Raw genomic sequence first — 11,353 nt, 5'->3', positions numbered from 1 at the left:
CCGAACTAAAATAGGAATGCGATATGATAATTTCATGATCCTATGAAAGGAGACAACATGATATGAAAAATAAAAAATATTCCATCGTTTATAGCAGCTTAACAGGTAATACCAAGGTGCTGGCTGATGCGATCCACGAGGCATTACCTCAGGATGAATGTGAGTATTTCGGTGTGTCCGACACAGTGATTCCTTCTTCCGAACTGCTCTATATCGGATTTTGGACAGACAAGGGGAATGCCGATACCAAGACATTACAGCTATTATCACAGCTAAAGAATAAACAGATTTTTCTGTTTGGAACTGCTGGCTTTGGTGGCAGTGATATCTATTTCCGGAAAATCCTGAATCAGGTTAAGCAGTTCGTTGATGCAAGTAATGTTATCGTCGGAGAGTATATGTGTCAGGGCAGAATGCCACAGTCTGTCCGGGAACGCTACTTGAAAATGAAGGATGCTCCCGATCATCCGGCAAATCTTGATGTATTGATCCAGAATTTTGACTGTGCATTGTCTCACCCTGATGCAGATGACCTGGAGAGACTCAGACAAGCCGTTAGGAACTCATCCTTCTGATAAGGCCATAAAATAAGGCAGCCCCACATATCTGAGTCTGCCTTACTCTCTTTATTTAACATTGATGCCACTGACATATTGCTGCAGAAACTGTTTCTTTCCACATGGTCTTCCAAAATAATATCCCTGCAGATAATCAACCTTCATTTCTTTCATTTTTAGGAGCCATTCTTTTTCCTCGATGCCTTCTGCGCATATCCTGACGTTAATACTATGTACCATTGGGATGATATTTTTATATAATTCATAATCCCTCGCACTGTTCATCGCCTTGGCAGTAAAATCCCTATCCATTTTCACGTAACTTGGATTCATATCACGGATACAATGAAGATTCGAATATCCTGTTCCAAAATCATCGATCACAAAGGGAATCCCGTTCTTGTCCAGAGTTTTACGAAATTTACAGAACGAAGGTGTCATATCCATAAATCCGCTTTCTGTCATTTCAACACATAAGCAATCCGGTCTCTTCCAATAATGGGATAAACTCCATTGGTGAAACAAACTCCCGCCCTTCTTCCGTTATCATGGAAAAACGCATCAGTGCCTCTGCTCCAATGATCTGTTCGGACTGACAGTCCTCGATCGGCTGGTAGTATACTTCAAAGCCATCATAATGGTTCACAATAGCATTACGAAGTGTTGCTATGATTCTTCCTTTTCGTAAAAAGACCTCATAGTCATCCTGGTCAAAAATATAGAATCCATTTTTACCCATGCTTTTTGCCTGTTTCAAGGCAAATTCAAACTTTTTGCGGCATTCTTCGGTTCCCTCACAAAATGTTGCTGCATCTATAACACCAATAGAAATAGAAAATATAGCTTCATAATTTCCGGCTACTATGAAATTATAAAGTTTATCTGTGATCTTTTCTTTCAGTACCACAGCGTCTTCGGAGGAAGAAGCTTCCAGATCCACGATCACATACTGATCCGCAACCAGATGGTAAAGCCTTTGATTATCAGAAAGACAGCTCTCCATGCAGTCGGCAACACTTTTTAAAATATAGATACCATAATCCGCTCCTCTGGAACTATTGATTGCTCCGAAATCATCAATTCCTATATGCATAAAAAAACCCTTGGAAATGGGTTCCTTTTGTGCACGCAGGTAAGCAAGGAATTCCGGCCCGCCAAGCAGTCCTGTGACATTATCGGCTCTTCTCCTGTTGCCGGTCTCATTCAGACACCCAACCAGATACTCTGCCTTTCCCTGCTGATCAACGATCACGATACCACGGCAGTTAATCCAGACCGGCATACCGTCTTTATCAAGCCACCTGTAATGAAGATTATGTACATTTTCTCTTCCTTCGCATATATCCGCAAGATGCTTTGCAAGCATCCTGCATCTTGGCTGCTCCCTCTGCCAGATTAATACTGATCGCAGTATTCTCTTCGGAGGATGCAGCATTGCCCTGTACTACGCCGGACAGCTGTTCAATTCCCTGGCCAATCTGCTCCAAGGACTCTGCCTGGGAGTTGGCTTTCTCCATGGTGTTCTCTGCAAGCTCTGCAAAGGACTCCATGCCTCATTTTCATTCTGTAATACTTCTTTTGCATTTACTGGCATACTCCCCAATATTGCCAATACTATCACACAACAAATTACTTTTTTTATTCTATACATCTTTTTTAACCTCCTTTGTAATCTCTACTTCTTCTACGCCCGGTATCCATGCATTTTTCCATAATACCCGGTGTCCCAAATACCAGATTTGAATATGTTGTCCTTCTTTAATATCTTTAAAACTTCCGGCACTTCCATCCGGTAATGTTACCGGGATTGCATCATCCTGTGCCAGACGATATACCTTTCCGGAATTTTTTCCATTTGCATCTGTCTCTCTTACATAAATCACCTCACCCTTCGATTCAACCACTGCATTCATGCATAAATGATATTCTAAAATATAATTTTTCTGAATGTTCTCTACACTGTATCCGATTAAAACTCCAAATAGCACAAACAGAATACACAACACCCACCGATACTTTCGTATCTGTCTTTTTTTCTCCCTCTTTGCAATATCTATAGTATCTTTTACCAGCTCATTTACCGTATGCTCTGCCCTGCCAGCCTCTTCTCCCCGGATAATATCAGCAACATCCACCTGAAATACCTGTGCCAGCTCCTCCATCAATTCAATATCTGGAAATGAGATTCCGCGCTCCCATTTCGAAACTGCTTTGTCTGAAATATGAAGCTGTTCTGCAAGCTGCATTTGTGTCCAGCCTTTCTTTTTCCGAAGGTTTCTGATATATTCGCCTGTTTTTTCTTTATCCATACTCATCCTCGTCCGTTTGCCGGACTTCTTCTCCTCCCTGATATTTTGATACCTTTATTCTATATGAATTTCGATATTTTTGCACTCTACTCCTGGTTTAGTGCGTATAAAAAATGCAGGATTCAAGGTTTTCCCTCTCTTCCTGCATTGCCTGCTTTTTGATTATCTCTCCAAACCTCGTCCATTTCCGATTTGTGCCTCCTATTTTTCAGACTGTAATTTCAATTTGGTTATCTTCGAATGCAACAATACAACTTTCATAATAACCATCTCCAGTCTTTCTTGGACCGCTGACAACTTCATAACCATCTGCCTTTAACTCTGCCGTCAAAGTATCAACCTTTTCTTTGCTGCCTACGCTAAAAGCAATGTGCGCATATCCGGTACGAGTAAGCTCTTTTGGACAATCCGACATTTCTGGTTTATTCATAATCTCTATGCGTGTATCATCATCAAATGAAAGAAAATAAGAGCGGAAATCCGTCTGAAAATTATGATATCCATCGTTTGATTTTGCATCAAAATATTTCACAAAAAAATTTCTTGCTTCTTCCAGATTATTTACATATAATGCAATATGTTCGATTTTCATAGTTTGTTTTTCCTATCTTTTTATTAATTTTCTTTTCCTGTTCTGCTTCCATTTTAACTTCTTTATATATGAATACAACTCCATTTACAGATACAATAAGAACAAATGGTGCAATCCTTACAAACAGGAAGTTAACTGATACTATCATAAAATCTTTGCAACACAATCGACAACTCTTCCGGGGCTTCTATGTTTGCTTCATGACCTGTTTTCATAAGTTCATGGAAGTAGGAATTGTTCAGATAATGGCAAAGTTCTTTTGAAGTTTTTTTGTTTGCATTGTCCTTCTCTCCACAAACGATTAATACCGGACAAGACACCTTATGCAGTGAGTCACTGAAATCTAATTCAGCCATCGTACCACATAGTTTAATAACATCTGCTTTTTTGAAGCCCATTTTATTGAATGCCGAATTCGGCATAAGATGAAACAATATATTCTGAACTTTCAATAATTTTCGGGGCATTTTATATTGTGCTGCAATTAATACGAGTGCCTTTACTTTATCTGGGTGGTCTATCGCATAATTAAGTGCCAAAACAGCTCCTAGAGAAAGCCCACATAAGACAATTTCTTCGTTCTCCTTGTCGCATTCTGATGAGAATGCTGAATATAATTCCTTATATGTAGCAGATTTCCTTTCTAACAGCTCTGATAAACTCAAACTGCAACTGCTTTTCGATACTTTCGTTTCTTTTATTACTCTATTCCAACTGTCTGGTTTTTGCCCGAGTCCATGCAAATATAAATACTTCATATATTGTCACTCCGTCAAATTTTGATTTCTATTTTTGTTTCCATAGCATAGTGTATTCTTTTTCACCAGTAGCTTCATCCAAACCTTTACATTGAATAATGAACCCTTCTCTTTGGTAAAAAGAAATTGCTCTGGCATTCTTCTGGTATACATTTAATTGTAATCTATCTTTTTTATCCTTAATATAATTCAATAAAAGCTTACCTATGCCACATGACTGCATTTCTTCAGAAACAAAAATACCTTCAATATATTCATTATTTAGTCCTACAAATCCTTGTATCATCTTATCCACTTCAAACACATAGACTTCGGATTGTGACATCATTTCTTTCACTAATTCATAATTACTTTTCCAGTATTGATTGGAAATAAAATAATGCGTTTTCAGATTTGTCTTTAACCATATGTCAGCAACTCTATCGATATCTCCGTTCAGCAACTTTCTAATCATAACAAATATTCTCCACAACTACATCCTTTCTGCTTTTCTCTTTTTTCATTCTATCACAAGCTCACCATTAATCATCAATTTTTTGATATTTTTTCTTTTTCCCCACTGTAAAACAGCCTCTGAGCGTTTCTATAGGCTTTGATGTCCGGGCAGCCTTCGGGTTGCCTTTACATAGTTTCCACTTTCAAAAAATAAAAAAATTTGTGTTTTTGAAAGTGGGTGCCTATATAAAAACAATCACGAGAGCAAAATATATCGATAGAATCATTGAACTGAATGGCACTCCTGACATCAAGATTATCTTCATCGACTTCATGAATTTGGCGTATGAAAAAAATCAAGGAATAACATTCCTTACACGTCTATGTGTAAGAACATTATCAGGAAGGCAAAACGAACTATATAAAGGAGTCTTCCTGAAAACATACAAAAACTATATAACATAGGGCATGAATGATTTTTTCTCCATCAAACTGGAATTTGTAATTACATTCCATACATATTGGCATTCTTTACAATCACTCTATCTCCTTTTTCTAATTGTTCCTTAGAAACTCCTCTTAACCCAAGTCCAACATGCTCTGTTTTATATCCACAACCATTTGATTTTCGTTCTTTTGTATGTATATCGATGGTAGTAATTATAGTCTCTAATACACCTCCATTTGTTTTATAAACACACGCATTTTCTCCTTCTCTACACATTCCTGCTGATATGTTTCCTGTGGCAACTGTTCCAACCCCCATAATTGTAAATACATCATCAATAATCAATTCAAAGTCTTCTTTTAAACATAATGGAACATCTAATCTGTTCATATACTCTTTTTCTCGCTCTTTTTTGCTTTTACCAAATAATCCCATAGTGTTTCTCCTTTATAACTTCCGATTGTTTTAATTCTTCTCAGTTCCACTTTCTTACCCTTCGGACAAGAAGTATCCCTCACTCAAAGAGCTCGGTCAATTCCCGGTTATCGTGGTAAAGCCCCTCAGGAACCTTCATTTTTTTTGCAAATTATAAGTTGTTATTTCAATGCTTTTTTATCATTTTCTTTTTCATCATATTATGTTCAAACTCAACCCATGCGATTTCAGAAAATAGAACTATCATATAAATAACCACCTGAACCACAACGCCATCCAGCTTTTTAATAAAATATCCAAAAACAGCTTGTGTAATAAATAGCACACAACCCAAAATAATAAAATTTCTGCCATGTCTATGGTTCCATTCCGTAACATTTGTCAGTTCATCTTTACGAAGTGGTTTCTCTCCTGTATTTATTGATACTGGTTTTTCAGACCTATACTGCATAATTCCAAGTATGATAAAAATAAGTGAAACCAATAATGAAATTACCAAATAAATAATTGTAGCTGCCATGTCTATTCCTCCAATTCAGCCTCTGCTTCCACTCTCTCTGCTTCTGCCCTCTCCGACTCTGTCTGTTTCTTATTCTTCGCATTCTCCATATGCCGGCAAAGGAGTTATTCTTGAATTATAAGATGCACAGTGGGACAGTCCTATGTGCCTCCTTTGTTTTGATACCTCTATTAGATATCAGAACGGTCGTTGCCACAAGCAACACAAATTAACTTTTTCGTTTTTGCCGCAGTAAACTGGATGACCGGTCCGGAAATGAGGATTGTTACTATGGTGCATATGCCAAATTTTCCGCCCAGCATAACACCTGTCACAACCATCACGACATCCAGTACCGTTCGTACAATTTTTACCTGCCAGTTGTTCTTCTCTGCAAGAGAAAAAGTCAGTGCCTCATAAGAACCCCGCCCCAGGGAGGCTGCCGCATAAAATCCGGTTCCTATGGCAAAAATCACAATTCCTAATAACATGATAAGTGCATTTACCCATATATGCATACTGTACACATGTGCATTTGCAAACAAATCTACACAAAGGCTATATACAATCTGATAAAGTATCGTGCCGATATGTATCTGTGACCTGTCATAGAAAAACGCAAATACAATCATAACTATGGCTACTATCATGGATGCCATACCGATGCTTACATGAAATGTTTTTGAAATTCCCTGCCATAATACCGCAAGGGTGGCACCACCAAATCCCGCATACAGCGCCAGCGTAATGCCATATGCCGCAACGACTGAACCAGCCACTATAATAATTAATTTTATTGTCCACTCCAATTTACTCATGTCATTCCGTTTTTCCATTCCATTCACTTATCATATTCCAACATCTATCCAATTTACACTTCCAAAATTTTACACTGTTCAAGTCCCGCACTCCAAAACTCCTCAATCGGCATACCTTTCACCTGACAGATAATGCTTGCATTCATCGCACCATGTCCCACAATCAGGATATCCTTACCTTCCTGTAGCTGCGGGTCTATCACTTCCTTCAAAAATGCTCCGGTTCTTGCAAAGAGTTCCTCCCAGGTTTCTGCTCCACCTATCGATTCGTGATATTCTCCCGGCTTTTGAAACAAAATATTAATCGGGCAATCCGGAATAGCAAAGCTGTTTTCGATTCCCTCATAATCACCAAAACTCATTTCCATCAGCCGTTCATCTTTTATTATTGGAATTTCCCGGTTTTTTAACACAATTTGTGCTGTCTCAACAGCCCTTATCAACGGAGAACAATAACACACATCTATGTGCAAATCCTTATACTCTTCCCATGCTTTTTCCGCCATCAGGCGTCCTTCTTCATTTAATGGGATATCCGTTCTTCCCTGTATTTTATGTAATGCATTCCATTCCGTTTTTCCATGCCGCATAATATATAACATCTTGAATTTCTCCTAAAATCATAGTTTTTAACTTATCTTTCTGTTTAATAAGCCCCACAAACTCAGGAAACCTATTGCAGCCCCAAGCACCACTCCGGCTACTTTCATTAATTCATTGTTCCTAAATTTTTTATCTGGAAGAATGCCCGCTTTATTATAAGAATATTTTATATGATCTGTGGTATATGCAGTTATGGTATCTCCCACTTTATATTCTGCATATACACTTTCCGGCACCTGCATCCGCTTATTATATTCATTCGTTTTGCCATCATGATAATAGAAGAAATAATTTTGAGAAATGGCATTATCTGCCGTAGCATCTTCACTCTTTTTATCCGTTATCACAACATCTTCTCTATCATAATCTTCTCCTAATACCATCTCTTCCATTTGCCTGTGAAGTGCCTTCGACGTCAAAAATACGTTTAACCAGACCGCCAGAAAAGCTATGCTTAAAGCAGCAAAACAACTCCAGAACAGAACTTTCTTCTGCTTTCCGGTTAATCGTTCTTTTTGTTTCTGATGCTTCGCCAATTTGTTGCTCATGCTGTAATTCTCACATTCTTTCTAATCGTCTTACTTATCATACTTTTCCAGAAAATCCGTTGTCTTATCTTTATCTATATGCAGTTCCTCCTGCAGCAATAGAATAATTTCTTTCTCTGACTTTCCGAATCTGCGTCCAAGCTTTATAACTTCTTTCGCTTTTCCTACTATTTCGCCCTCTTCCAGACCTTCTTTTCTACCTTCCTCTTCGCCCTGTTTCCGAATTCTTTCTTCTCTCTCAAAGCTCTTCATATATGCAAGACCTACCTCTCCATCCCGCTTGACTGCAGTTACCATCCGATGTAACTTTTTCAGTTTCTCGGTGGAAGCATTCTCCACAGAAGAAACGCTGCGGCACTACCGTAAGCTTTCCTATCTGTCGGTGCAGAATGCATTCCAAAATATACCTCGCTGACTGTTCCCCATAAATTTTGTGGCTGGTCAGGCTGTTTACCAGAAAGTCATCCACCAGATTCAGTTCTTCTAAAGTTCTCATTTTTTCCTCCTTTTCCCATAATGCAGTGAAAAGCAGGATTGCATATATCTCATATTTTCCTAAACTTCCGCCTCTTCAATGCACTATGCGTTTATTAATTGTAATTAGAATTTAAAAGCATAGAATTCATTGAATTGATACTAGAAATTTAGACTGGCTTTCGCCATTCGAAAATCAGAATATATGCTTTGTGTTGATTGTAACAAATAAGTTCTTTGAATACAAGTAAATTTTTTCCGGCAGACATAACCCAAAAACATAATCTACAGCAGTCTTGTGGAAGAGCAGAATTGATTTGCTTGAACAGAAAAAGACAGCCGCCCTGCCGGGCTGCTGCCTCTTTCTGTTTTTATGCTTATGCTCTTATTTCTTAATTTTATTCTGCTTTGTCATCTACTGTAACAGTGATTTTGTTCAGGTGCCAGATATCATCCACATATTCCTGAATCGTACGGTCAGATGAGAATTTGCCGGAAGCTGCAATATTTAAGATTGCTTTTCTAGCCCATTCTTTTTCATCTGCATATGCAGCATTAATCTTCTTCTGTGCTTCCACATAAGAACGGAAGTCTGCCAGAATAAAGTAAGTATCTGCGTACTGTGTGCACTGTGTATTCAGCAGTGAGTTGTAAAGGTCACGGAACAATTCCGGATCATTTGGTGAATAAAATCCGTTGATTAACTGCATCAGAACTTTACGGACATCCTGATCATTGTTGAAAATCTGCATTGGGTCATAATCGCGTTTCTGCTCATGAGCAATCACTTCGTCAGAGCTCATACCGAAGATAAACATGTTTTCTTTGCCGACTTCTTCTGCCATCTCAACGTTTGCACCATCCATGGTTCCGATAGTAAGCGCTCCATTCAGCATGAACTTCATATTACCGGTTCCGGAAGCTTCCTTACTTGCGGTAGAAATCTGCTCGCTGACATCTGCTGCTGCAAAAATAATCTCTGCATTGGATACCTTGTAGTCTTCGATAAATACAACCTTAATCTTTCCGTTGATAGACTTATCATTGTTGATGACATCTGCAACAGAGTTGATTAATTTGATGGTAAGTTTTGCATTGCGGTAGCCTGCTGCTGCTTTTGCTCCGAAAATGAAAGTTCTTGGAATAAATTCCATATCCGGATGCTCTTTTAATTCATTGTAAAGATACATTACATGAAGAATATTTAAGAGCTGGCGTTTGTACTCATGCAGACGTTTTACCTGTACATCAAAGATAGAACGTGGATTTACTTCAATACCATTGTGCTCTTCAATATAAGAAGCAAGGCGCAGCTTGTTCTTATATTTGATATTTAAAAATTCCTGCTGAACCTTTTCATCATCTGCATAGAATTCTAATCTCTTGATGCGGGAAAGGTCTGTAATCCAGTCTTTTCCAACATATTTGGTTACCCAGTCTGCAAGCAATGGATCACCATGCATTAAGAAACGACGCTGTGTAATACCATTGGTCTTATTATTAAATTTCTCCGGGAACATCTCGTAGAAATCTTTTAATTCCTGTTTCTTAAGGATTTCTGTATGAAGTGCCGCTACACCATTTACAGAATATCCTGCACAGATTGCCAGATGAGCCATTTTAACCTGACCATCATATACAATTGCCATCTTCTCAATCTTATGGTTGTCTCCAGGATATTTCTGCTGGATTTCCAGTACAAAACGACGGTTAATTTCTTCTACAATCTGGTAAATTCTAGGAAGCAGTCTTGAGAAAATCTCGATTGGCCATTTCTCTAATGCTTCTGCCATGATGGTATGGTTGGTATATGCACAGCATTTTGTTGTAATATTCCATGCATCCTCCCACTCTAAGCCTTCTTCATCCAGTAAGATACGCATTAACTCTGCAACTGCTACGGTTGGATGGGTATCATTCATCTGGAATACTGCTTTTTCAGGAAGCATATGGATGTCTGGATGATTCTTCTTAAATCTTGCAATAGCACGCTGCAAGCTGGCAGATACAAAGAAGTACTGCTGTTTTAAACGAAGCTCTTTTCCTGCGATATGGTTATCATTCGGATAAAGAACCTCTACTAAGTTCTTTGCTAAGTTCTGCTGTTCGATTGCACGATGATAATCACCTTTATCAAAGGAATCCAGTTCGAAACATTCCATTGGCTCTGCATCCCAGATCATCAAAGTGTTTACCACATTATTGTTATATCCTACGATTGGCATATCGTATGGAATTGCTTTTACAGACTGATAGCCTTCCTGTACGAATCTGGTTCTTCCATCTGACTGTGCCTCTGCACGTACATATCCACCAAATTTTACTTCGAAATTGTATTCCGGACGTTTTAATTCAAATGGATATCCATTCTGTAACCAGTTATCCGGCTCTTCTACCTGATAACCATTCTCTATTTTCTGACGGAACATTCCATAATGGTAACGGATTCCACAACCGTATGCCGGATAGCCCAGAGTTGCTAAAGATTCCATAAAGCATGCCGCAAGTCTTCCCAGTCCACCATTTCCAAGTGCCGGATCCGGCTCCTGGTCTTCTACTGCATTTAAGTTGATTCCCATTTCCTCTAAAGCTTCTTTCACTTCATTGTATACCGTTAAGTTAATCAGGTTATTGCCTAATGCACGACCCATTAAGAACTCCATGGACATATAGTATACAATCTTTGGATCTGCTTTATCAAATTCCTGCTGGGTTGCAAGCCACTGGTCAATAATTACATCCTTTACAACGTAGGATACTGCCTGAAAAATTTCCTGCTCGCTTGCTTCATCCATTGTCTTACGATAGAGGTGTTTTACGTTCTCAACTACCTCTTTTTTGAAGGTTTCCTTTTCAAACATTTTGCTTTTCATAATG

At 38.5% G+C, this 11,353-nt stretch carries 16 protein-coding genes and 1 pseudogene; 2 read left to right on the top strand and 15 right to left on the bottom strand.

What is annotated here, in order from left to right:
* Positions 1-62 precede the first annotated feature (62 nt).
* Entirely contained in the window at positions 63-575 is a 513-nt protein-coding gene (gene bilS, locus DWX96_RS08955; protein ID WP_117841715.1) for a flavodoxin family protein BilS, read from the top strand.
* A gap of 51 nt (positions 576-626) precedes the next feature.
* Here the strand turns inward: bilS and DWX96_RS14595 are convergent, their stop codons facing one another.
* The 7 genes from DWX96_RS14595 to DWX96_RS08920 all read right to left on the bottom strand — a co-directional run bounded on the left by DWX96_RS14595 (position 627) and on the right by DWX96_RS08920 (position 4,670).
* Positions 627-1,004 carry an EAL domain-containing protein gene (locus DWX96_RS14595; protein WP_242988768.1) on the bottom strand — a complete coding sequence of 126 codons (378 nt, stop codon included), beginning with the start codon at positions 1,002-1,004 and terminating at the stop codon, positions 627-629.
* A 19-nt stretch (positions 1,005-1,023) separates the two neighbouring features.
* Positions 1,024-1,923 carry an EAL domain-containing protein gene (locus DWX96_RS08950; RefSeq protein WP_242988767.1) on the bottom strand — a complete coding sequence of 300 codons (900 nt, stop codon included), beginning with the start codon at positions 1,921-1,923 and terminating at the stop codon, positions 1,024-1,026.
* Positions 1,871-2,107 (bottom strand): hypothetical protein, encoded by a 237-nt coding sequence (locus tag DWX96_RS08945; RefSeq protein ID WP_242988766.1) that lies wholly within the window; start codon positions 2,105-2,107, stop codon positions 1,871-1,873. The genes DWX96_RS08950 and DWX96_RS08945 overlap by 53 nt, the downstream gene beginning before the upstream one ends.
* A gap of 93 nt (positions 2,108-2,200) precedes the next feature.
* Positions 2,201-2,866 carry a helix-turn-helix domain-containing protein gene (locus DWX96_RS08940; RefSeq protein WP_158561835.1) on the bottom strand — a complete coding sequence of 222 codons (666 nt, stop codon included), beginning with the start codon at positions 2,864-2,866 and terminating at the stop codon, positions 2,201-2,203.
* A 208-nt stretch (positions 2,867-3,074) separates the two neighbouring features.
* Positions 3,075-3,458, bottom strand: a complete 384-nt coding sequence (locus DWX96_RS08935) for a VOC family protein (protein WP_117697957.1) — start codon at positions 3,456-3,458, stop codon at positions 3,075-3,077.
* Positions 3,459-3,589: 131 nt separating this feature from the next.
* Positions 3,590-4,216 carry an alpha/beta fold hydrolase gene (locus DWX96_RS08925; RefSeq protein ID WP_118057282.1) on the bottom strand — a complete coding sequence of 209 codons (627 nt, stop codon included), beginning with the start codon at positions 4,214-4,216 and terminating at the stop codon, positions 3,590-3,592.
* Between the two features lie 28 nt (positions 4,217-4,244).
* Entirely contained in the window at positions 4,245-4,670 is a 426-nt protein-coding gene (locus DWX96_RS08920; RefSeq protein WP_118057281.1) for a GNAT family N-acetyltransferase, read from the bottom strand.
* Between the two features lie 191 nt (positions 4,671-4,861).
* On the opposite strand from DWX96_RS08920, the pseudogene DWX96_RS08915 reads away from it, so the two are divergent.
* Positions 4,862-5,039, top strand: a pseudogene (locus DWX96_RS08915) (ATPase); the annotation flags it as partial.
* 117 nt (positions 5,040-5,156) lie between these two features.
* Here the strand turns inward: DWX96_RS08915 and DWX96_RS08910 are convergent.
* The 8 genes from DWX96_RS08910 to DWX96_RS08880 all read right to left on the bottom strand — a co-directional run bounded on the left by DWX96_RS08910 (position 5,157) and on the right by DWX96_RS08880 (position 11,349).
* The gene (locus DWX96_RS08910; protein WP_118057280.1) at positions 5,157-5,534 is read right to left on the bottom strand and encodes a hypothetical protein; all 378 of its coding nucleotides are present in this window, start codon (positions 5,532-5,534) and stop codon (positions 5,157-5,159) included.
* A gap of 166 nt (positions 5,535-5,700) precedes the next feature.
* A complete protein-coding gene (locus DWX96_RS08905) occupies positions 5,701-6,054 on the bottom strand; it encodes a hypothetical protein (protein ID WP_022243417.1) in 354 nt (117 codons plus the stop codon).
* 170 nt (positions 6,055-6,224) lie between these two features.
* On the bottom strand, positions 6,225-6,869 hold the full coding sequence (locus DWX96_RS08900) for a YczE/YyaS/YitT family protein (protein ID WP_330416169.1): 645 nt from the start codon (positions 6,867-6,869) through the stop codon (positions 6,225-6,227).
* A gap of 35 nt (positions 6,870-6,904) precedes the next feature.
* Positions 6,905-7,453, bottom strand: a complete 549-nt coding sequence (locus DWX96_RS08895; protein ID WP_118057279.1) for a histidine phosphatase family protein — start codon at positions 7,451-7,453, stop codon at positions 6,905-6,907.
* A 27-nt stretch (positions 7,454-7,480) separates the two neighbouring features.
* Positions 7,481-8,002, bottom strand: a complete 522-nt coding sequence (locus DWX96_RS08890; RefSeq protein WP_118057278.1) for a hypothetical protein — start codon at positions 8,000-8,002, stop codon at positions 7,481-7,483.
* A 30-nt stretch (positions 8,003-8,032) separates the two neighbouring features.
* Positions 8,033-8,254, bottom strand: coding sequence for a hypothetical protein (locus DWX96_RS14590; RefSeq protein WP_242988765.1), 222 nt, complete (start codon positions 8,252-8,254; stop codon positions 8,033-8,035).
* Positions 8,241-8,498, bottom strand: a complete 258-nt coding sequence (locus DWX96_RS14585) for a hypothetical protein (RefSeq protein ID WP_242988764.1) — start codon at positions 8,496-8,498, stop codon at positions 8,241-8,243. Before DWX96_RS14585 ends, DWX96_RS14590 begins: the two co-directional genes overlap by 14 nt.
* A gap of 376 nt (positions 8,499-8,874) precedes the next feature.
* Positions 8,875-11,349: a glycogen/starch/alpha-glucan phosphorylase gene (locus DWX96_RS08880; protein WP_118057277.1), complete on the bottom strand. Its 2,475-nt coding sequence runs from the start codon at positions 11,347-11,349 to the stop codon at positions 8,875-8,877.
* Between the last annotated feature and the right edge of the window lie 4 nt (positions 11,350-11,353).

It is taken from the genome of Roseburia sp. AF22-2LB (genome assembly GCF_003461125.1).
Lineage (GTDB): Bacteria > Bacillota > Clostridia > Lachnospirales > Lachnospiraceae > Roseburia_C > Roseburia_C amylophila.
This window is presented reverse-complemented; position numbering and strand designations above follow the sequence as displayed.